Source organism: Methylophaga thalassica (genome assembly GCF_030159795.1).
Classification (GTDB): Bacteria; Pseudomonadota; Gammaproteobacteria; order Nitrosococcales; family Methylophagaceae; genus Methylophaga; species Methylophaga thalassica.
Genome location: NZ_BSND01000003.1, coordinates 51140 through 72358, shown reverse-complemented (window position 1 = coordinate 72358; position 21219 = coordinate 51140). Strand labels below are relative to the sequence as shown.

The 21219-nt window shown below is 44.8% G+C and carries 20 protein-coding genes; 5 read left to right on the top strand and 15 right to left on the bottom strand.

The annotated features are described in order from the left end of the window. The first annotated feature begins 116 nt into the window (after positions 1-116). From QQL60_RS00415 to QQL60_RS00400, 4 genes are read left to right on the top strand one after another with little or no spacing between them, the layout of a single operon-like run. Positions 117-755 (top strand): 2OG-Fe(II) oxygenase, encoded by a 639-nt coding sequence (locus QQL60_RS00415; protein WP_284722072.1) that lies wholly within the window; start codon positions 117-119, stop codon positions 753-755. Then, positions 752-1294, top strand: coding sequence for a peptide deformylase (gene def, locus QQL60_RS00410; protein WP_284722071.1), 543 nt, complete (start codon positions 752-754; stop codon positions 1292-1294). Before QQL60_RS00415 ends, def begins: the two co-directional genes overlap by 4 nt. Before the next feature lie 6 nt (positions 1295-1300). Continuing rightward, positions 1301-1849, top strand: a complete 549-nt coding sequence (locus tag QQL60_RS00405) for a pyridoxamine 5'-phosphate oxidase family protein (RefSeq protein ID WP_284722070.1) — start codon at positions 1301-1303, stop codon at positions 1847-1849. 7 nt (positions 1850-1856) lie between these two features. Further along, positions 1857-2486, top strand: a complete 630-nt coding sequence (locus QQL60_RS00400; RefSeq protein ID WP_007145991.1) for a MarC family protein — start codon at positions 1857-1859, stop codon at positions 2484-2486. Between the two features lie 6 nt (positions 2487-2492). Here the strand turns inward: QQL60_RS00400 and QQL60_RS00395 are convergent, their stop codons facing one another. From QQL60_RS00395 to QQL60_RS00375, 5 genes are all read right to left on the bottom strand, one after another. Next, positions 2493-3518 (bottom strand): glycosyltransferase family 9 protein, encoded by a 1026-nt coding sequence (locus QQL60_RS00395; protein ID WP_284722069.1) that lies wholly within the window; start codon positions 3516-3518, stop codon positions 2493-2495. Between the two features lie 125 nt (positions 3519-3643). Next, the gene (locus tag QQL60_RS00390; protein ID WP_284722068.1) at positions 3644-4696 is read right to left on the bottom strand and encodes a DUF3549 family protein; all 1053 of its coding nucleotides are present in this window, start codon (positions 4694-4696) and stop codon (positions 3644-3646) included. A gap of 13 nt (positions 4697-4709) precedes the next feature. Then, a complete protein-coding gene (argJ, locus tag QQL60_RS00385) occupies positions 4710-5936 on the bottom strand; it encodes a bifunctional glutamate N-acetyltransferase/amino-acid acetyltransferase ArgJ (protein ID WP_284722067.1) in 1227 nt (408 codons plus the stop codon). Next, positions 5936-8656, bottom strand: a complete 2721-nt coding sequence (gene secA, locus QQL60_RS00380) for a preprotein translocase subunit SecA (protein WP_273182672.1) — start codon at positions 8654-8656, stop codon at positions 5936-5938. Before secA ends, argJ begins: the two co-directional genes overlap by 1 nt. Positions 8657-8807: 151 nt before the next feature. Next, entirely contained in the window at positions 8808-9641 is an 834-nt protein-coding gene (locus QQL60_RS00375) for a M23 family metallopeptidase (RefSeq protein WP_007145996.1), read from the bottom strand. Between the two features lie 156 nt (positions 9642-9797). On the opposite strand from QQL60_RS00375, the gene QQL60_RS00370 reads away from it, so the two are divergent. Further along, complete coding sequence (locus tag QQL60_RS00370) at positions 9798-10199, top strand: DciA family protein (protein ID WP_284722066.1); 402 nt, start codon at positions 9798-9800, stop codon at positions 10197-10199. Here the strand turns inward: QQL60_RS00370 and lpxC are convergent. From lpxC to murD, 10 genes are all read right to left on the bottom strand, one after another. Then, on the bottom strand, positions 10196-11113 hold the full coding sequence (gene lpxC / locus QQL60_RS00365; protein WP_273182677.1) for a UDP-3-O-acyl-N-acetylglucosamine deacetylase: 918 nt from the start codon (positions 11111-11113) through the stop codon (positions 10196-10198). The genes QQL60_RS00370 and lpxC overlap by 4 nt on opposite strands. Before the next feature lie 73 nt (positions 11114-11186). Continuing rightward, positions 11187-12341 (bottom strand): cell division protein FtsZ, encoded by a 1155-nt coding sequence (gene ftsZ / locus QQL60_RS00360; protein ID WP_007145999.1) that lies wholly within the window; start codon positions 12339-12341, stop codon positions 11187-11189. Positions 12342-12391: 50 nt separating this feature from the next. Further along, complete coding sequence (gene ftsA / locus QQL60_RS00355) at positions 12392-13642, bottom strand: cell division protein FtsA (protein WP_040576281.1); 1251 nt, start codon at positions 13640-13642, stop codon at positions 12392-12394. Then, on the bottom strand, positions 13642-14427 hold the full coding sequence (locus tag QQL60_RS00350; protein ID WP_007146001.1) for a cell division protein FtsQ/DivIB: 786 nt from the start codon (positions 14425-14427) through the stop codon (positions 13642-13644). Before QQL60_RS00350 ends, ftsA begins: the two co-directional genes overlap by 1 nt. Next, positions 14427-15365, bottom strand: a complete 939-nt coding sequence (locus tag QQL60_RS00345) for a D-alanine--D-alanine ligase (protein WP_007146002.1) — start codon at positions 15363-15365, stop codon at positions 14427-14429. Before QQL60_RS00345 ends, QQL60_RS00350 begins: the two co-directional genes overlap by 1 nt. Next, complete coding sequence (gene murB / locus QQL60_RS00340) at positions 15362-16252, bottom strand: UDP-N-acetylmuramate dehydrogenase (protein WP_007146003.1); 891 nt, start codon at positions 16250-16252, stop codon at positions 15362-15364. Before murB ends, QQL60_RS00345 begins: the two co-directional genes overlap by 4 nt. Beyond that, positions 16249-17673, bottom strand: coding sequence for a UDP-N-acetylmuramate--L-alanine ligase (gene murC / locus QQL60_RS00335; protein ID WP_007146004.1), 1425 nt, complete (start codon positions 17671-17673; stop codon positions 16249-16251). The genes murB and murC overlap by 4 nt, the downstream gene beginning before the upstream one ends. Next, the gene (gene murG, locus QQL60_RS00330; protein WP_007146005.1) at positions 17666-18742 is read right to left on the bottom strand and encodes an undecaprenyldiphospho-muramoylpentapeptide beta-N-acetylglucosaminyltransferase; all 1077 of its coding nucleotides are present in this window, start codon (positions 18740-18742) and stop codon (positions 17666-17668) included. Before murG ends, murC begins: the two co-directional genes overlap by 8 nt. Continuing rightward, on the bottom strand, positions 18739-19878 hold the full coding sequence (gene ftsW, locus QQL60_RS00325; RefSeq protein WP_007146006.1) for a putative lipid II flippase FtsW: 1140 nt from the start codon (positions 19876-19878) through the stop codon (positions 18739-18741). The genes murG and ftsW overlap by 4 nt, the downstream gene beginning before the upstream one ends. Continuing rightward, positions 19875-21218 carry a UDP-N-acetylmuramoyl-L-alanine--D-glutamate ligase gene (gene murD, locus QQL60_RS00320; protein ID WP_237701208.1) on the bottom strand — a complete coding sequence of 448 codons (1344 nt, stop codon included), beginning with the start codon at positions 21216-21218 and terminating at the stop codon, positions 19875-19877. Before murD ends, ftsW begins: the two co-directional genes overlap by 4 nt. Position 21219 lies beyond the last annotated feature (1 nt).

Below are 21219 nucleotides of genomic sequence, written 5' to 3'. Positions count from 1 at the left end.
AATTTTGCTGCCTGCTCAACCCCTTACCTCAATGGAACCAGCCGGTCATTAGACTCCCAAGCTCTCCATCTAAAGTAATCGGTCTGGTCTTATTTGTCCGTTTGGAGATTGCATGCTTGAAGCCGTTAATTCACCCCACAGAAGCCACCTATGATTACATTGCTGATGCCATAGCTGATAAAGGCTATTGCGTCCTGCCACAGCTTCTCCATGCTAATATGAATAATGCATTACAACAACGTGTGATGAACCTGGATGAAGATGACTTCAAACGTGCAGGTATTGGCCGTGAACAGGACTTTCAGTTGAATAACACTGTTCGTCGTGATGAAACCCGCTGGCTAACGTTGGACAACAGTATTGATAAAGCTTATCTCGATCAGATGGCTGAGTTTCGTCTGGCTATGAACCGTCGCTTGTTTATGGGCTTGTTTGATTACGAAGCCCATTATGCGCATTACGCACGGGGGGCTTTTTATAAAAAACATGTCGATGCATTCAAAGGTGAATCTAACCGGGTATTAACCACCGTGCTCTATCTCAATCCTGAATGGCAAGAAGCTGATGGTGGTCAGTTATTCATTTATGCAGCAGATTCAGATACCGTCATTGAAAGCGTTAACCCAAACTTTGGCTGTTTTGTAATTTTTCTCAGTGAGCAATTTCCACATGAAGTAGTCAAAAGCTACCGAGATCGTTACAGTATTGCAGGTTGGTTCCGATTACATGATCCGTTACAAGCACCTTTAATATGACAAAACTTTTCGACATTTTTCAGTTAGGCCATCCGATTCTTCGTCAACCTACTGAAAGAGTTGAAGACATCATGAATCCCGCCTTCCAGTCACAACTGGATAAGCTGATGGATTTTGTGATGGAAAAAGGCGGCATGGGTATCGCCGCACCACAAGTAGGGATTTCACAGCGTTTTTTTATCATGTCATCCCATCCGAATGCCCGTTATCCTCATGCACCGGATGTGCCTGCTTTTTTTGTTATTAACCCAGAAATCATTTCCACCTCAAATACACAAGAAAAAGACTGGGAAGGTTGCCTTAGCCTACCCGGTATCCGTGGATTAGTGCCTCGTCATACTCAGATTCACGTTCGTTATCAAACCCGCCAGGCTGAATGGGTTGAAACCCGATATGATGGTTTCCTTGCCCGTGTTTTTCAGCATGAGTTTGATCATCTGCAAGGTCATGTTTTTCTTGATCGGGTGGAATCGACTTATGAGGTGATGATGGAACACGAATGGCAAAAACAAATCGTCGAAAACAGAAAAGGCTTATAAACGAATATGGGACAGAAATTTGATGCGTTATCTGATCGCTTAATCGAATTTATTCAGCAACAACATCTCTTTTTTGTTGGCACAGCGACGGAACATAGTCGTGTGAATATTTCACCAAAAGGTATGGACTCACTTCGCGTTCTGACCCCGAACAGAGTCATTTGGCTCAATGTAACCGGCAGCGGTAATGAAACAGCAGGCCATATTCAGCAACATCCCCGAATGACCATTATGTTCTGTGCCTTTAGCGGTAAGCCCATGATTTTGCGTCTCTATGGTACTGCCAGCGTGATTCATCAAAATGATGCCGAATGGCATGAATTATTCTATTTGTTTGATCCACTTCCAGGTGCCCGACAAATATTTGATCTGAACATTGATTTAGTCCAAACCTCTTGTGGCATGGCAGTTCCTTTTTTCGACTATAACGGTGAACGTGAGCAGCTTAATAATTGGGCTGAAAAAAAAGGGACTACAGGGATTGAAGACTATTGGCGAGAAAAAATAGCAAAACAATTGATGGTATCACCACACATATTGAAGATAAGAATCTAAGCTAATCATGCTCGACTATACTGAATATACAAAATTTCTGGTGTCCTTAATCGCCATTGTTAATCCACTAGGTATTATTCCCATTTACATCAGTCTGACGGCTGATTACAGCAGTGCTGAGCGTGCAAAAATAGCACGGACTGTGATTATCGCTGCCACAACCATTCTTTTAGTCACTGCCTTTTTAGGGCAGTGGATTTTAGAGTTTTTTGGCATCAGTATTAACTCGTTTCGTGTTGGTGGTGGCATTATGCTGTTACTGATGGGTATTGGCATGCTTCATAACACCAGTAAAGGCCTGAAACAAAATCATGAACTGGCCCAGCAGTCAGGTGAGTCCATTGCTGTTGTTCCTCTTGCCATGCCTCTTCTTGCCGGTCCGGGTGCAATCAGTACCGTCATCATTAATGCTTATAAAGGTCATGGCGTTGCCCATTACAGTATTATCGCCCTGGATATCATCCTGCTGGGCTTGTTGTTATGGATTTTATTATTGTTGGTGCCATGGATAGCCCGCCGTATGTCTACAAATGGTATCAATATCGCTACACGTATTATGGGGCTTATTCTGGCTGCTATTGCGGTCGAGTTTATTGCGAATGGTTTAAAAGGCCTGTTCCCTGCCTTAGCAGGGTAAAAAAATTTATTGCACTTTATCTTTGTCATTAAAGAAGCTTTTCACCTGCTGCACAATAAGATCTGGTTTGATATCCATACAGGCAAATGGCGTATCCAAATGACACTTACTTTGTGCGCAATACTGACAATCAATATGTTTCTCTGCTGAGACTTCTGCTCCGAGAATGGATGGAGGCAAAGGGCCAGTGATCATATAAGATGGACAATCAACCAGCCTGGCTAACCACTGTGTCGCTGTTGCTACGGTAATTAATAAGTCCGTTTTCGCCAAACGCCCGAGCGTGACATCCATGCTCACTTCACCATTAAACTCGCTCCACACATAATAACCTTCAGCTTCCAGTAAACGCTTCAATTCGTCCTTATAGGGATATTGTTTACTGGCAATACGTCCAGAAGTCGATAAAGCAATAACTCTTTGCCGCTCACCGCATGGAAAAGTCACAGTTTTATCAAAGCTATCCAAAGAAATATCGATAGTTTCAGGGAACTGACAACACTGATTTAGGTAAAACTGTGGATAGGCCATTTCAGCATATTCAGGCTTATCCCACCAACGCTCAAACCACTGGGCCATATTAGGAAAGGTACTTTCTATGTATTGCCATGGCTGTTGAACATATGATTGTTGAATTTCAAAGGTTAACAATGATGAAAATAGCTCTTGCATCGACATTTGCAGGTAGTTACCCGCGACGGGCAACCCCATATCTTTAAGACATCTAGCCAGCACACAAGGCATAAACCAAGTATCAAGATTAATAATCTGATCGTATTCTTCGTAAGCAAGATATTCGGCCAAATCAATAAAGCGAGGTAAGGCTTCCTGCATTTCAGACGGCCACTGTTCTGACGTCACCATATGCACTTTATCAATTTCGGGCATCAAGCCCATGAGTTCAGCGCCAACATTAAATGTCATCACGTCCAGCTCGGCATCAGGGTAGCGTTGTCGCATTATCTTGGCTGCAGGTAATAATATGGAAGCCACATCACCTAAGCCCATCATCCTTAATAATAAGATTTTCATACTAGTATTCTGTCATTTAAGAAACCTAATACTAACAATCCTTTGAGCATAGGGTGTAATAAGTTGTACTTGATAGTACATAGTAGTGAAACGTCAGTGAGTCAGAAGAAATCTTATGCTAGAACTCAAGAGCCAAACATTGTACCCACTTGCTGGGTCAACTCGGCTGAACGGTTTGGGTTGCGTAATGCTGTCATCACTAATTCACGCATACCAGGCATAAACATTAAATCTGCCAGTATATGGCTAAAGCCTTCATAACCAGCTTCATTAACAGCGAGTTTTTCAACAAATAGCTGACACAGTTCCGAAGACTCAAGTACTTTCCAGCAACGACCGGCAATCACGGCTAACACTTCAATATGACGACTGATATCAGACATAAGCGTCTGCTTGACCATACTCTCAACCATGCCCTGAGCAGAGGTATTAGAAACAGCCCTCAGACAAGCACAAACCTCAGTTATATCAGGCTGATTTTGCTCTAACTCATTTTTAAGCCGCCACTGCAAAGCCTCAACCATATTATTCGCTGGTTCAGCATTTTCCATAAATGAAGTCAGCATATGAAAGGGTTGAGGTGGAAGCTGGGGTAAGGTTTGAATTAACGCTTTTGTCAGCGTTTTATCATCAGTTCTCACCGCAATATCGGCAACGCCCTGCATGCCAAGAACTTGCCAACTATCAAACGGTTTCTGACCAGTAAAGTAGTCGTATGCTGCCTCGTAAAATGATGAAGGTCTTAAGCTGAGACTTTTGGTTGCCTGTGCATTAAAAGCCGCCATCCGATCTTCGCGTGGATTGAAGCTATAAGGACTATCTTTTAATGCGCCTTCAATATACTTGCCATCAGCAGCAGCGAGTAAATACTCACCTACCCTATCCAGCACCATTACCAGAAACTCGTCGCGAGCGGCCTGAATTAATAGGCCCTGTTCATCGAGAGGAAACTTGAGAAACCAGACATAGTGTCTGTCTGTGAATTGTGGATGCCAAAAGATAATGCCAAATAGAGCGGTACGTTGGAATGGATACGGATAAGGTACTTCAGCCGCTTCAAAACGAGTAAATTTCTTAGCACTCAGTTTGGTGACTCTACGGCCCATATCAAAGACGCGGTAATGGGCGCCACTCTGCTCCAGAAACTCACTCAGGGTGGTAATAGTATTTTCGCTCATTGTTTGCTCTAATTCAGGTGCGATACTCAGCGTTAATTTTTACGTAGTCGTAAGAAAAGTCACAGGTCCAGACTTGATCATAGGCATCACCTCGGTTCAATTTCACCGTGATAGTAATTTCTGACTCAGCCATCACAGCCTGGCCTTTTTCTTCAGTGTAACTATTCTCAGGTTGACCAGACTCAACAATACAGACATCACCTATAAAAATAGATACGCCTGATAAATCAAAATCCATTAAACCACTTCGACCAACGGCCGCCAGGATTCGTCCCCAGTTTGGATCTGAGGCAAACAATGCCGTTTTTACTAATGGCGAATGGGCTATGGTATAAGCCACTTGTCGACATTCTTCCTGACTTTGGCCTTGTTCGACATTGATAGTAATAAACTTGGTGGCACCTTCACCGTCACGCACAATCGCCTGAGCCAGATATCGACACACATCGGTAATCGCTTCCTGCAAGGCTTCACCTTCAGCGGTGCTGATTTGTTTAACTTCTTCATTACCTGCCTGGCAGGTTGCCATTAATACACAAGCATCATTGGTTGATGTATCACCATCCACCGTGATGCGATTGAATGATTGTCCCATGGCATTATTAAGCATTGTCTTTAATACCGCAGGGTCGATATTGGCATCAGTCGCAATATACGCCAGCATGGTGGCCATATCAGGCCGGATCATGCCGGATCCTTTTGATATGCCTGTAATCGTAACAGTTTTGCCATCAAGCTGTAACTGAACAGATTTTGCTTTAGCAATGGTATCAGTGGTCATAATGCCATGGGCGGCAGCCAGCCAATTATCTTCAGATAAACGACTATAGGCTTCCGGTAATACTGCACTGATTTTATCAACTGGTAGTGGCTGACCAATGACACCTGTAGAGAAAGGTAAAACGCTGGCCTCATTGACATGAGCCACATCGGCGACAGCCTGACAACAGGATTTTGCGGCTAAAAGGCCTGCATCACCGGTACCGGCATTAGCATTACCAGAATTGATGAGTAAATAGCGCGATGCTTCATTGCTTTGATGTTGTTTAGCCACAATAACAGGTGCTGCACAAAACGCATTTTTTGTATAGACAGCTGCTGTTTGTGTACCTTCTGCCAGCTCAATCAAAACAACATCCTGTCTACCAGGCTTTTTTATTCCTGCACTTGCTGTGGCAAGCCGGATACCTTTAACAGCTAATAATGCTTCTGCAGTAGGTGCTGACAAATTCACTGCCATTAACTAATCGCTCCGTGACACTGTTTAAACTTCTTACCACTGCCACAAGGACAAGGATCATTACGTCCCACTTTATTACCTTCACGTGTGTAAGGCTGATGAGCTGCTAAATCTTCTTGTTGATTGTCTTCACTGCTGGCTAATTGCTGAGCCTGCTCATGTTGATATTCCATTTCAGCCGTTTGTCGGCGTTGTTCTTCAACAGCTTCCACATCTTCTTCAGCGCGAACCTGAACACGAGAAATCAACTTGATTACTTCATGTTTAATATTATCCAGCATGGTTTTAAACAGACTGAACGATTCACGTTTATATTCTTGCTTAGGATCTTTTTGTGCGTAACCACGTAAGTTGATACCGGTACGTAAATAATCCATCTGCGCCAGATGATCTTTCCATTGCGAATCTAGTGTTTGCAACATGATGGCTTTTTCAAAATGACGCATCAATTCTTCACCAACCGCCTGTTCTTTCTGTTTATAGGCTTTTTCAGCTTCTTCTACGATACGTTCACGTAATGATTCTTCATGCAGAGAATCATCTTGATCTAACCACGTTCTAACCGGCGCATCTAAAGCAAACTCTTCGCGTAACGCATCCTCAAGACCAGCGGTATCCCACTGTTCATCAATGCTGTTAGGCGGAATATACAAACTGATAACATCATTAATTACACTACTGCGCATTGATGTGATGGTTTCTGACACATCATCAGCCGCCATCAATTCATTACGTTGCTCATAAACGACTTTACGCTGGTCATTGGCGACATCATCAAACTCAAGTAACTGTTTACGAATATCAAAGTTATGACCTTCAACTTTACGCTGCGCATTTTCAATCGCACGGGATACCCAAGGATGCTCAATGGCTTCACCCTCTTCCATACCTAATTTCTGCATCAAACCAGCCATACGCTCTGACGCAAAAATACGCATTAAATTATCTTCAAGCGATAAGTAAAAACGTGTTGAACCAGGATCACCCTGACGGCCAGAACGACCACGCAACTGATTATCAATACGACGAGACTCATGACGCTCTGTACCGATGATATGCAAGCCACCTGCTGCTAACACAGCTTCATGACGGTTCATCCACTCCTGACGAATTTTTTGTTTTTGTTCTTCACTGGTGTCTTCCGGTAACGCCTCTAATTCTGCTTCCAGGCTGCCACCCAGTACGATATCAGTACCGCGACCAGCCATATTTGTTGCAATAGTCACCGCTGAAGGCATACCCGCATTGGCAATAATATGCGCTTCTTTTTCGTGAAACTTCGCGTTGAGCACTTCATGCGGAATTTTGGCTTTTTTAAGCAAACTATGAAGGTATTCTGAACTTTCAATCGATGCGGTACCCACTAACACAGGTTGGCCACGTTTCACACAATCTTTCACATCTTCCAGAATAGCGTCGTACTTTTCTTTCGCCGTTAGGTAAATACGGTCCGCTTCATCCTTACGCAGCATTTCTTTATGTGTCGGAATAACCACCACTTCCAAACCATAAATAGACTGAAGCTCATAAGCTTCGGTATCAGCCGTACCGGTCATACCTGACAATTTGTTATACAAACGGAAGTAGTTCTGGAATGTAATTGACGCTAATGTTTGATTCTCATTTTGAATCTTCACATTTTCCTTAGCTTCAACAGCTTGATGCAGACCTTCAGACCACCGACGGCCCGGCATACTTCTACCCGTGAACTCGTCAACAATCACAATTTGATTATCTTGCACAATATAATCGACATCTCGTTGGAACAGCACATGTGCACGCAGTGCGGCTGTTACGTGATGCATCAGGCCGATATTTGCCGCGTCGTACAAACTGGCATCAGCAGATAACAAACCGATATCGGTCAGCATGGATTCAATTTTTTCATGACCCGATTCAGTAAAATGAACCTGCTTATTTTTCTCATCCAGGGTGAAATCACCAGGCACAGTGACATCATCACCCTCACCTTCTTGTTTGCTCAGGCTTGGAATGAGTGTATTAATTTTCTGATATAACTCAGAGCTGTCTTCCGCGGGACCAGAGATAATGAGCGGTGTTCTTGCTTCATCGATTAGGATCGAGTCAACTTCATCGATAACAGCAAAATGTAATTCTCGTTGAACCTTCTCTTCAAGACGGAACGCCATATTGTCTCGAAGATAATCAAAGCCAAATTCATTATTGGTGCCGTATGTAATATCACAGGCATAGGCTTCGCGTCGGTCATCATTAGACAGACCGCCAACAATTACGCCAGTTGTCAGTCCGAGAAAGCCATACAGTTTGCCCATTTGGGTAGCATCACGTTTTGCCAGATAATCATTAACTGTGATGACATGAACACCTTTACCTTCAAGTGCATTCAAATAGACGGCGAGTGTCGCCACCAGGGTTTTACCTTCACCGGTTTTCATCTCAGCGACTTTGCCATCATTCAGCACCATACCGCCGATCAACTGCACATCGAAATGACGCATGCCAAGCACACGTTTACTGGCTTCACGTACCACGGCAAACGCTTCGGTCAATAAATCATCCGTAGTCTGTCCATCGGCAAGGCGTTGTTTGAATTCTTGCGTTTTAGCCTGTAATGCCGGGTCATCAAGTTGCTCTATTTCGGTCTCAAACTTGGCAATCTCATCTATGTACTTACGCATTTTTTTTAATACGCGCTCGTTACGACTACCAAAAATTTTACTGAAAAACTTGCTAACCATTTTTTCGCCTTACACTGTGTTGACTTCGGCGTGAACGAACACCGATAAAAAGTAATAAATTTGTGATTATAACGCGGACAAAGTCAGCGTTTGTAGATCACACTGTTTCATGTGGAGACTTCCCACGGATAAAACAAGAGCTAAAAAGAATTTACTTGATAAAACTATAAGGATTGATATGTTGACCGTCTCGCAATACTTCATAGTGAACATGTGGCCCGGTTGATCGGCCTGTAGAGCCCATCAGTGCTACTATCTCACCTTTGGTTACACGCTCACCCTTGCTTACTTTGATCGTTTTATTGTGCGCGTATCGTGTGACATAACCATTGCCATGATCGATTTCAACTAAACCGCCGTAACCTCCACGATCACCTACCCAACTCACAATACCATCAGCAACAGCCATAACCGGACTATTTTCTTTTGCTGCGATATCAATTCCTTCATGAAAGGTTTTTTTACCATTAAAGGGATCAATACGATTACCATAGAATGATGATACCCAGCCATTCTTGACGGGTTTACCTTCAGGGATACCCGCTGCAATGTTTTCCTTTGTTATCAGGTATTCCTCAAGCGCGTTTAGTGTGTCGCTCTGACCACGTAATTGACTGGAAAGCTGTTGTATCCCACGATCTAATGCTTCACTACCCAGTGGTGAACCATCATGCTCAATGCCGCCCTGCCCCGGATGTTCATCTAACGAAAAGTCTTCTGTATCGAATCCGGCAATTTGCGCTAAGCGTTCGCTGAACATCTTCAAACGAATCGTTTCCGCCTGCAAGCCACCTAATTGCTTTGCATAAAATTCTTGCAGATTTTCTTCTTGATTATTGCTAGCCAGAGTCTGATTCGTATCGGTTGGCTTTGGAGTTGAAGTGAGAGGAGGTACAGGAAGAGGATTTTCAATAACGCGATCGGTATAAAGCCATTTAGCGAGGCTATAACTGCTCACACTGATCAAACACGTTAACATCAGCATGAGTATCAACAACGTCGATCGCGTCAAATGCCAATGCTTATGGGTCTTGCTGTTTGAGGATATAATGATAACCTGCATTGTTATCCTTTTTCAGTCACTTAAAATATGTCAAAAAAACCTGAGCGCATAAACCAACTCTATCAAAACGATAACCAGATGAAATGGTTATCAATTCGCGCCCAAAAACTGAACAAGCTTAACACCATTTTGCAAAAAAGCCTGCCTTTAAAATTTAGTAATCATTGCACATTGGCAAACATCACGGAAGACAAAATTGTCATCCTCACCGACAAAGCCAATTATGCCAGTCTATTGCGCTTTCAAGCTGCCTTTATTTGCAGTACTTTATCAGCGCATTTACCTAAACCAATCAAAAAACTTGAAGTAAAAGTTCGACCACAGTCTGAACCACTGAAACAGAAAACACTTCCGAATACACTTCGTGTTTCTGCAAAAACAGCAGACCTTCTCGAAAGTACAGCCGCTGAAATGCAAGACGGCCCGTTAAAGGCCGCCTTGAATAAATTAGCTAAACGTCAAGCCCAGGAAAAGGATTAACCTGAGATAGAAGCTGCAGGTCGACTGAAAAGAATGGGGGCATCTTTATCGTCTTCAAAGCTTACTAATTCCCAAGCATCTTCTTGAGCTAATAATTTCCGTAACAATTTATTATTCACTTCATGGCCTGATTTATGACCTTTAAAGGCACCAATCAGACTATGTCCAAGTAAATATAAATCACCGATGGCATCCAAGACTTTATGACGAACAAATTCGTCTTCGTAGCGTAAACCATCTTCATTTAAGACACGGTAATCATCAACCACAATGGCATTGTCCATACTGCCACCTAACGCCAGATTATTTTCGCGTAACTTTTCGATATCTTTCATAAAACCAAAGGTACGAGCACGGCTTACTTCACGGACAAACGATGTGGAGGAGAAATCAACATCGACTTGTTGGGGACGTCCGGTAAAAGCTGGATGCTCAAAATCAATAGTGAAAGACACTTTGAAGCCATCAAATGGCTCAAACTTCGCCCATTTATCACCATCTTCCATCATCACTGGTTTTTTGATTCGAATAAACTGTTTAGCAACATTCTGCTCTTCGATACCTGCTGACTGTACCAAGAAAACAAATGGACCAGCACTGCCGTCCATAATAGGTACTTCAGCCGCATTCAGATCAATATAAGCATTATCGATACCTAATCCGGCAAACGCAGATAATAAATGCTCTACTGTCGAAACGCGCTGACCATGTTCAATCAGCGTGGTTGATAAGGCTGTTTCACCGACATTCTCAGCTTTCGCCTGAATCTCAACTACAGGGTCGAGATCAACTCTACGAAAAATGATGCCTGTATTAGGGGCAGCAGGACGCAGGGTCAGATAAACCATCTCACCACTATGCAAACCGACACCGGTCGCACGAATCACATTCTTCAATGTTCGTTGCTTTATCACGGTGTATTACCCCCTTAAACAGTTACAGATCAAAGCATAATATCATAAGCACAATATTAGCAGCTACACTAAATTAATCAGCCTGGCGACGCAGGAAAGCCGGAATATCCAAATAATCCATATTGACATCACCATTGGCCACTTGTTTCTGCTGGCTATCTTTACCATTGCGAATCACTGTTGGTTCATCATAATCAATTTCAACAGGCTTTTTCACAATTTCAATTTGTGGCGCAGCTTCTTCAGGCGCTTTTGCAACGACGGCTCTAGGAGCTCCTAAACCAGTCGCGACAACGGTGACTCTCAATTCATCCGTCATATCCGGATCAATGACCGTTCCTACTACTACTGTGGCGTCATCTGAAGCAAATTCTTTAATGGTGTTACCCACTTCTTCGAATTCACCAATACTCATATCCAGACCAGCAGTAATATTAACTAACACACCACGAGCACCCGCTAAATCCACATCTTCCAATAATGGGCTTGAAACTGCGAGTTTCGCTGCTTCACGCGCGCGATGTTCACCTTTAGCATGACCTGTTCCCATCATCGCCATACCCATTTCTGACATCACAGTTCTCACGTCAGCAAAGTCGACGTTAATCATACCTTCGCGAGTAATTAACTCTGCAATACCTTGTACTGCACCTAATAAGACGTCATTTGCTGATTTAAACGCATTCAGCAAGGTCATGTCCTTCCCTAATACTTTTAATAATTTTTCGTTAGGAATAGTGATAAGTGAATCAACATGTTGCCCTAACTCTTCAATACCCGCCTGCGCAATTTTCATACGCTTAGCACCTTCAAATGGGAAAGGTTTTGTGACAACTGCCACAGTTAAAATCCCCATTTCTTTAGCTACTTGTGCCACCACTGGTGCAGCACCTGTTCCTGTACCACCACCCATGCCTGCAGTGATGAACACCATATCAGCACCATCAATCACTTCCATGATGCGTTCTCTGTCTTCCAATGCTGCCTGACGGCCTACATCAGGATTAGCACCTGCCCCCAGGCCTTTGGTGATATCACCACCAAGTTGTAACTGGGTAGTGGCAGAACTTTTACGTAATGCCTGTGCATCCGTATTAGCACTGATGAAATCCACCCCTTCAATTTGGTTGATGACCATATGCTCAAGCGCATTACCGCCACCACCACCAACACCAATCACTTTAATGATGGCATTCTCACTGTATGTATCAATTAATTCAAAAGTCATAACTTCTCCCCCAAAAAAATGTGTAAAACAAACATGCTTAATTACTTAGCTTAAAAATTCCCCTGGAACCAGCTTTTCATTCTTGCCAGCATGCCTTTTAAGCCGTCACTTACTTTAATTTCACCATGCCCTGGGGCATGCTCCTGATTGCCGAATAACAGCAACCCAACACCTGTTGCATGAATTGGGTTACGCACCACATCCACAAGTCCCCCGACATGTTGTGGTACTCCCAAACGCACAGGAAGGTGGAAGACCTCTTCAGCAAGCTCAATAGCGCCTTCCATTTTCGAACTACCGCCTGTCAGCACAATGCCGGCAGCCAATAATTCTTCAAACCCACTCCGACGTAGTTCAGCCTGAACTAACATCAATAATTCTTCATAACGTGGCTCTACCACTTCAGCGAGTGTTTGTCTGGCAAGCTGACGTGGAGGCCTGTCACCAACACTTGGTACTTCAATGGTTTCGTCTTCACGAGCCAGTTGAGTCAAAGCGCAGGCATATTTAATCTTGATTTCTTCGGCATATTGCGTTGGTGTACGTAATGCCACAGCGATGTCATTGGTGACCTGATCACCTGCAATAGGAATCACAGCAGTGTGTCGAATAGCACCATCAACAAACACAGCAATATCCGTTGTGCCACCACCGATATCGACCAAACAAACACCTAATTCTTTTTCATCCTGGTCTAAGACGGAATAACTGGATGCCATTTGCTCAAGCACAATGCCATCGACAGTCAAGCCACAACGCTCAATACATTTAGTAATGTTCTGTGCCGCACTCACTGCACCTGTGATCAAATGGACTTTGGCTTCCAGACGTACGCCTGACATACCAATGGGTTCGCGAATGCCTTCCTGATTATCAATAATGTATTCCTGCGGCAAAACATGCAGTAACTGCTGGTCACCGGGGAAATGAACAGCACGTGCCGCATCCATGACACGGTCGAGATCACCTTGTGTCACTTCTTTATCGCGAATCGCCACGGTGCCATGTGAATTTAAACTGCGTATGTGGCTACCGGCAATCCCGGCATAAACAGAATAAATCTGGCAACCTGCCATCAGTTCAGCTTCTTCGATGGCACGCTGAATCGATTGTACGGTCGATTCGATATTGACGACGACCCCTTTTTTCATACCTCTGGCTGGGTGAGAGCCAATGCCAATAATTTCGAGCGCATTATCATTTGGACCGGCATCAGGAACGGGAGCAGCGACGATAGCCACTACCTTTGATGTTCCGATATCCAATCCAACGATAAGTTCTCTTTCAGTTCGTTTCGACATCATACTGTTCCATTAAAATCAGGTTGCTGGCCGGATTTCCATACCACTGCCAGCCCATTGGTGTAACGCATATCAATTTCTTTAATCAGTTCTTTAAAGGTACCTAAGCCACCGAGGTACACCGTAACAAATCGGTCTAATCGCTGTTCATCATCAGTTCGGCCTAATTTCAGGTGCAGGCCGTCTTTAAAATCCACTTGCCAGGCGCGACGTTTATCCATGCTCATACTGATGACTCGCAAGCCCAGTACATTGACCTTTTGCTGAACATCGACCAGACGACGAGACATCATCTCGCTCATACCATCTGGCCCGTTTAACTGAATCAATCCATCAGGCATGGTGTCTTTACTCGGTTTAAACACCTTCCCGTGGCGATTCACCAGACCATCATCATTCCAGCGGGCAACCGCTTCATGCTCAGCCACAATGAGGTGTAGCGTATCTGGCCAAACCCGTCTTACTTGTATCTGTTCTACCCAAGGCAAGGTTTCACCGGCTTTTTGAATGCTGGCCACGTCCACATTTAAAAAGCTGCCCCTGACATAAGGCATAACCGCTTTAACCAATTCATTCCTGTCGGTATGAAGCAAGCTGCCATCCACCGTGACATGTTTTACAGGCAAGGTGTCGGCTTCACGCAGGTATACGCCACCAGCCACTAATAAAACGACTATCAACAAAGCCGCAGAGTGTTTAAACACACTTTTCCATGGCACAGGCGGTCTAGGCTGTTTCACCTTAGGTGCTTGTTGCATCACAGCGCCTCTGCGTGGTTTAGCCATCAGTTCTCATCCTTAAAACTGGTTTCTAAAATACGCCAGACAAGGTCTTCAAAAGACAGGCCTGCCTGCTTAGCTGCCATAGGGACTAAACTGTGATCGGTCATCCCAGGGACACTATTTGCTTCCAACAGAAATAAATTACCCTGGCTGTCCCGCATAAAATCAATACGTCCCCAGCCTTTCATACCTAAGGCATTAAATGCTTTTACGGCAATATCCTGCATACCTTGCTCAACATCAGCATCCAGACCACATGGGCATAAATATTCGGTATCGTTAGCATGATATTTCGCATCAAAATCATAAAATTCATGTGGCGTTTTTAAGCGAATCGCTGGCAGTGCTTCACCATCTAAAATCGCCACGGTATATTCCTCACCATGAATCCATTGCTCAGCAATAACGTCAGCGTCATACTTCAATGCCAAATCAATTGCCTGTTGCAATTCAGTAATATCATTGACCTTTGACATGCCAATACTGGAGCCTTCATTCACAGGTTTGATAATAAGCGGCAGCCCTAATTCATCCACCAATGGTTGCGTATCCGTCTGCTCCGTCACAGGCATAAAAATCGCTGTGGGTAAGCCCTGCTGAATCCACGCCAGTTTGCTCAGTCGTTTATTCATCGATAAAACGGAAGCAGTAATTGCACTGCCTGTATACGGCAAATTAACCGCCTGCAAAAAGCCTTGAATCTCGCCATCTTCACCGCCTCTTCCATGCAATACGATAAAGGCACGATCAAACTCGCCGCTGGCTATCTTCTGACAAATATCAAAACTGACATCAATGCCATAAGCATCAATACCCTTACGCTGTAATCCGGCTAATACGGCATTACCGCTTATCAGTGAAATCTCACGTTCAGCTGAACGTCCGCCCATCAGCACAGCAACTCGACCAAAATCAGCAGCAGAACTTATGCGTTTTGTCATAGTTGCTCTCCAATAATATGTACTTCTGGAATTAACTTGACGCCGTGCTCGTGTTCCACTCGTTGTTGCACATCAGCAATCAGTGTTTCGATGTCTGCCGCAGTCGCTTCACCGTTGTTGACGATAAAGTTAGCATGTTTATCTGAAACACTGGCGCCACCGACTGTCAGCCCTTTTAGACCGCTGACTTCAATTAAACGTCCAGAAAAATCACCTGGCGGGTTACGGAATACCGAACCGGCACAAGGCTGATTTGTTGGTTGGCTGGTATTTCGTTTTTTCAATAACTCACGAATCAGTTCAAGCTCAGCATCACTGTCACCACGTTCAAACTGCATTTTTGCCGCTACAAACCATTGGTTCTCAGGCAAACTGACATGGCGATAATGCACATCAAACGCTTCAGCCGGGTAGTGATGCAGCTCACCCTGTTTATCTATTGTGGTCACTTCGACTACCGAGTCCCATGTTTCCGTACCATGAGCACCTGCATTCATTGCTAAAGCACCACCCAGCGTACCGGGAATGCCTGCCCAGAAAGCCGCGCCTTTCAAGCCCGCCTTAGCCGCTTGTTTAGCCAGCTTGCTGCAATAGAGTCCCACTTCAGCCGTAATTTCATTATCACGGATATCAATTGTTTGTAACGTCCCTGCGGTCACAATAACGGTACCGGCAAAACCACCGTCACGAATCAGTAAGTTACTGCCTAGCCCCACCCATAAAACGGGCTCGTTTTCCGGCAGTTGTTGTAAAAACAGGGCAAGATCATGTCTATCTGTAGGGCGATATAGTTGTTTTGCCGGACCACCTACTCGCCATGAGTTATAACGAGACAAGGGTTCGTTTATTTTCAATTCACCTTTCAGCGTTTGTGGCAGCGCCATCATTCAGCACCCCCATCATTTAATATCTCGGGCAAGGCCTGCGCCATACGACCAATATCACCGGCACCTAAGGTCAACAACACATCACCGTCTTCCAATAAGCCTGGTAATAAGCTGTATAAAGCCTCTTTATCTTCTGCAAAAACCGGCTCAACCTGACCACGTAAACGAATAGCACGGCATAAACTACGAGAGTCCGCACCAGCAATTTTTGCTTCACCAGCGGGATACACTTCTAATACCACCAGGACATCCACACTGGACAATACGTGGGCAAAATCTTCAAATAAATCGCGTGTACGTGTGTAACGGTGAGGTTGGAATACCAACACCAAACGATTATTTGGCCAACCACCACGGGTAGCTGCCAACGTAGCGGCAATCTCCGTTGGATGATGCCCATAATCATCAATAAGCATGGCCTGACCTTGTCCGGCTTTGACCTGACCTAATAAATTGAAGCGACGGCCAACACCATCAAATTTCAATAAGGCTCTTTGGCAATCGTTGACGCTGACATCAAGGTTACGCGCCACAGCCATAGCTGCCGTTGCGTTTAGCGCATTATGTAAACCAGGCATATTCAGCGTCACAGGGAAGCTCTGCCCTGAGCGTTTCTCAACAACGGTGAAAAAGCTTTGGCCCTGATGCTGAGTGAGTTCAACTAACTGATAATCAGCCTCTTCATTCTGGCCGTAGGTAATGAACGGTCTGGTAACATCGGCTAATAAAGATTGAATGACGGGATCGTCCAGACACAAAACAGCCAAACCATAGAATGGCAAATGATGCAGAAATTCAATAAAGGTGGCTTTTAACTTGCCAAAGTCGCCGTCATACGTCGCCATATGATCTTCATCAATATTGGTAACAACAGCAATCATCGGTTGCAGATATAGGAATGAGGCATCACTTTCATCTGCCTCAGCCACCAGATAACGCCCAGTGCCTAATCGGGCATTACTGCCTGCACTGTTTAAACGTCCGCCAATAACAAATGTGGGATCCAGTTCGCCTTCACTTAACAAAGCAGCGATCAAACTGGTTGTTGTGGTTTTACCATGCGTGCCGGCCACCGCGATGCCATAACTGAACCGCATCAGCTCAGCCAGCATTTCAGCTCTTGGCACGACAGGAATTAACTGCTCTCTCGCCGCAATCAGCTCAACATTGTCTGAATTGACGGCGGTAGTCACCACCACCACATCAGCGCCTTCAAGATAGGATGCATCATGACCAATCATAATGGTCGCGCCCAGACTACGAAGGTGTTTGATCAGGCTGTTTTCAGCTAAATCACTACCACTCACCTGATAGCCAAGGTTTAACAAGACTTCGGCAATACCACCCATGCCTACCCCACCGATACCGATGAAGTGGATATGCTTCACGCGACTTTGCATAGCTGAGGTCAGTCTATCCATTTGCGGCCTCCATACATAAATCTGCGATATAAGCCGCTGTACCCATTTTTGCGACTTGTCTTGCCGCGTTTGCCATGTTCAACAATCCTTCTCTATCGCCATCCAGTCGGCGGATGGTGTTGGCAATCACATCAGCATCTAAGCTGTGATCAGCCATTAAAATGGCCGCATTAGCATCAACCAGAACAGCGGCATTGTGGGTTTGGTGATCATCTACGGCGTGCGGATAAGGCACTAAAATTGATGCAATACCTGCTGCAGCGACTTCAGCAACAGTCAGTGCGCCAGCACGACATATCACTAAATCAGCCCAGGCATAGGCTTCGGCCATATCTTCAATAAATTCTTTAACGTCCGCCTCGACACCCGCGTCTTTATATGACTGACGGCAATCATCGCTGTGTTTGCTACCACATTGATGAATCACTTCTGGACGATGTTCAGCCGATATTTTGGCTAAGGCTTTCGGTACATAAGTATTCAATGAGCGTGCGCCCAGGCTTCCGCCTAATACTAAGAGTTTTAAGCGGCCTGTTTTTTCTGTCTGACGAAGATGAGGCATTGGCAAATCTTCAATCATTTTTCTCACCGGATTACCCACCCATTCAGCATCGATTTTTTTATCAAAACTATCAGGGAAACCCGTCAGCACTTTGTCTGCCAGTTTTGCTAATAAACGATTAGTCAGGCCCGGGATCGCATTTTGTTCATGGATAATTAACGGTTTACCCATCAGCCATGCAGCCAGACCACCTGGGCCAGAGGCAAAGCCACCCAAGCCCATTACCACATCCGGTTTTAACTCACGGATAAGCGAACGGGCTTCCAGAACAGCTTTGACAACTTTAAATGGTGCCATCAACCAACCCAACGCACCGTTTCCACGTAAGCCTTTGACTTTAATTTCAGATAATAAATAACCGGCAGCGGGCACTAATTTCGCCTCAATACCATGAGCAGTGCCAATCCATGACACTTCAACATCTCTTTGACGCAATTCATCTGCCACCGCGAGCGCCGGGAAAACATGCCCACCTGTACCGCCTGCCATGATCATGACTCTTTTCATCGTCTGATCCTCGCTGAGGCTTTTTCAGGTACTCGTGTTTCCATATCTACACGGAATAACAATGCAATCGCTGCACAGACAATCACTAAACTACTACCGCCATAACTCATCAAAGGCAGTGTTAGTCCTTTTGTCGGTAAAGCTCCCATATTGACGCCAATATTGACGCAAGCCTGTAAACCTAACCAAATACCGATTCCATAAGCGATCTGTGCACCAAAAACTTGTCCAGCCTGCTCTGCTGCACGACCAATCGCTAAAGCTCGCCAGATAAAGACAAAAAACAGCACGATCACTGTTAATGCCCCTACTAAGCCCAATTCTTCAGCAATGATCGAATAGAGAAAGTCGGTATGCGCTTCTGGTAAATAAAATAATTTCTGCATACTGCTGCCAAGACCAACGCCGAACCAATCGCCACGGCCGAATGCGATCAACGCCTGTGTTAACTGAAAACCGCTGCCGAAGGGATCAGCCCATGGGTCCATAAAACTCTGTAAACGTTCAAGCCGATAAGGTGCAATCCACACCAGCATCGCAAACAGCATGCCCATCACACCAATCAAGGTGGCGAATACATCCAGTCGTGCACCACCCAAAAACAACATAGCCAAAACGGTAGACATAATGACCACCATTGAGCCCATATCTGGCTGTAATAAAAGTAACAATGCAGCAACGCCCAAAAGTGTAAGTGGCGCTAAGACTTTTAAGAATGACACATGCAACTGACCATGGTGACGCTGTAAATAGTCAGCGATATAGATAATCGCAAACAATTTAATCAATTCTGCTACCTGTAAATTCACAGGTCCCAACGGTAACCAACGAGAGCTACCATTCACTTCACGACCAATGCCAGGGATTAATACCATGATCAGCATCGCTACCCCGGCCATCAACAGTTGTGGTGCAATACGCTGCCACACGGCTAAACGCACAGAAATAAACGCCCAGGCCACAGCCAGTCCCACCATCGCAAATGCAAACTGACGAATAAAAAAGTAAAGCGGTTGTTCGAGGCGACTATCTGCAACCGTGATAGAGGCTGAACAGACCATCACCAGACCGATAAACAGCAAAGCGCCTGTGGCAAACAGTAAGCTTTTATCGAATTGCAGTGATGAATCACTCATGCTGCAATCTCCCTGACGGCTTGTTCAAATGAATTGCCACGGTCGGCATAACTGCTGAACATATCAAAGCTGGCACAAGCCGGTGAAAGCAGAACATTGTCACCCTCACTGGCGATCGACTGTGCGATTTTTACTGCATCAGCCATGTCGCTTGCTTGAATTTGCTCAACACCAGGCGGAATCACTTTTGCAATCTTATCGGCATCAACCCCCATCAACACCACGGCTTTAACCGACTGTTTTAAGGCTGACGTCAGCTCTGAAAAGTCCTGATCTTTACCTACACCACCAGCAATCAGAATAATATTGCCTGATCCGGCAAGCCCATTAATGGCTGCCACACAGGCACCCACATTGGTTGCTTTAGAATCATTAAACCAACGAATACCATTGAGCTGTCTGACTAATCGGCAACGGTGTGGCAGACCTTTATATTCACGTAAAGCCGATAACATGGACGACATGGGTAAGGCCATGGCTGAGCCAAGTGCTAAGGCAGCCAACGCATTAGCGATATTATGTGAACCGACAATTTTCATTTGCTCAACCGGCAGTAACGGATATTCACCTTCCGCTAACCAGGTTTGCCCGTCAGCTTCCATTAAACCGAAATCCACCCCATGGGATTGTTTCAAACTGAATCCGATAGTATTTCGGCCAGATTGACGCATGTCATTAACAATGGGGTCATCCTGATTAATGACCATGACGCCATCACCATTAAAGATGGTTTGTTTCGCCCGCTGATATGCTTCCAGCGAATCATAACGATCCATGTGATCAGGACTGACATTAAGTACCACAGCCGCAAACGCATTTAAGGAACGTACCGTTTCTAATTGGAAACTTGATAGCTCCAGAATATAAAAATCAGGTGCAGACTCTTCCAGCAGATCTAATGCTGGCGTACCTAAATTACCACCGGCACGTACTATTTTTCCCGACACCTGAGCCATCAAAGCAAGTAAGGTGGTGACGGTGCTTTTACCATTGGAGCCCGTTATGGCCACAACAGGAGCATCAGCATAACGGGCAAACAGCTCAATATCACCGACAATCTCAATGCCCGCCTGACGTGCTATTTCAATTTCAGGTAAACGTGGGTCAATCCCTGGACTCAGAACAATAAGATCCGCTTTTAATAACCAGTCTTGGTCCAGCCCACCCGTTTTAATTAATACTTGTGGATACTCATTTTTCACCTCCTGCACAGAGGGTGGATTCTCACGCGTATCCATGATGGCAATACCCAAAGCTCTGTTGGCTAAAAATCGCGCGCACGAAAGCCCTGTCTGACCCAGACCGATAATCAGGCAATTTTTATGTGAAAGACTATTCATG

What these genes read in the sequence shown, in the direction of transcription:
- def (WP_284722071.1), top strand. Translation starts at nt 752, where the DNA reads ATGACAAAACTTTTCGACATTTTTCAGTTAGGCCATCCGATTCTTCGT.
- QQL60_RS00405 (WP_284722070.1), top strand. Translation starts at nt 1,301, where the DNA reads ATGGGACAGAAATTTGATGCGTTATCTGATCGCTTAATCGAATTTATT.
- QQL60_RS00400 (WP_007145991.1), top strand. Translation starts at nt 1,857, where the DNA reads ATGCTCGACTATACTGAATATACAAAATTTCTGGTGTCCTTAATCGCC.
- QQL60_RS00395 (WP_284722069.1), bottom strand. Translation starts at nt 3,518, where the DNA reads ATGAAAATCTTATTATTAAGGATGATGGGCTTAGGTGATGTGGCTTCC.
- QQL60_RS00390 (WP_284722068.1), bottom strand. Translation starts at nt 4,696, where the DNA reads ATGAGCGAAAATACTATTACCACCCTGAGTGAGTTTCTGGAGCAGAGT.
- argJ (WP_284722067.1), bottom strand. Translation starts at nt 5,936, where the DNA reads ATGGCAGTGAATTTGTCAGCACCTACTGCAGAAGCATTATTAGCTGTT.
- secA (WP_273182672.1), bottom strand. Translation starts at nt 8,656, where the DNA reads ATGGTTAGCAAGTTTTTCAGTAAAATTTTTGGTAGTCGTAACGAGCGC.
- QQL60_RS00375 (WP_007145996.1), bottom strand. Translation starts at nt 9,641, where the DNA reads ATGCTGATGTTAACGTGTTTGATCAGTGTGAGCAGTTATAGCCTCGCT.
- QQL60_RS00370 (WP_284722066.1), top strand. Translation starts at nt 9,798, where the DNA reads ATGAAATGGTTATCAATTCGCGCCCAAAAACTGAACAAGCTTAACACC.
- ftsZ (WP_007145999.1), bottom strand. Translation starts at nt 12,341, where the DNA reads ATGACTTTTGAATTAATTGATACATACAGTGAGAATGCCATCATTAAA.
- ftsA (WP_040576281.1), bottom strand. Translation starts at nt 13,642, where the DNA reads ATGTCGAAACGAACTGAAAGAGAACTTATCGTTGGATTGGATATCGGA.
- QQL60_RS00350 (WP_007146001.1), bottom strand. Translation starts at nt 14,427, where the DNA reads ATGGCTAAACCACGCAGAGGCGCTGTGATGCAACAAGCACCTAAGGTG.
- QQL60_RS00345 (WP_007146002.1), bottom strand. Translation starts at nt 15,365, where the DNA reads ATGACAAAACGCATAAGTTCTGCTGCTGATTTTGGTCGAGTTGCTGTG.
- murB (WP_007146003.1), bottom strand. Translation starts at nt 16,252, where the DNA reads ATGATGGCGCTGCCACAAACGCTGAAAGGTGAATTGAAAATAAACGAA.
- murC (WP_007146004.1), bottom strand. Translation starts at nt 17,673, where the DNA reads ATGGATAGACTGACCTCAGCTATGCAAAGTCGCGTGAAGCATATCCAC.
- murG (WP_007146005.1), bottom strand. Translation starts at nt 18,742, where the DNA reads ATGAAAAGAGTCATGATCATGGCAGGCGGTACAGGTGGGCATGTTTTC.
- ftsW (WP_007146006.1), bottom strand. Translation starts at nt 19,878, where the DNA reads ATGAGTGATTCATCACTGCAATTCGATAAAAGCTTACTGTTTGCCACA.
- murD (WP_237701208.1), bottom strand. Translation starts at nt 21,218, where the DNA reads ATGAATAGTCTTTCACATAAAAATTGCCTGATTATCGGTCTGGGTCAG.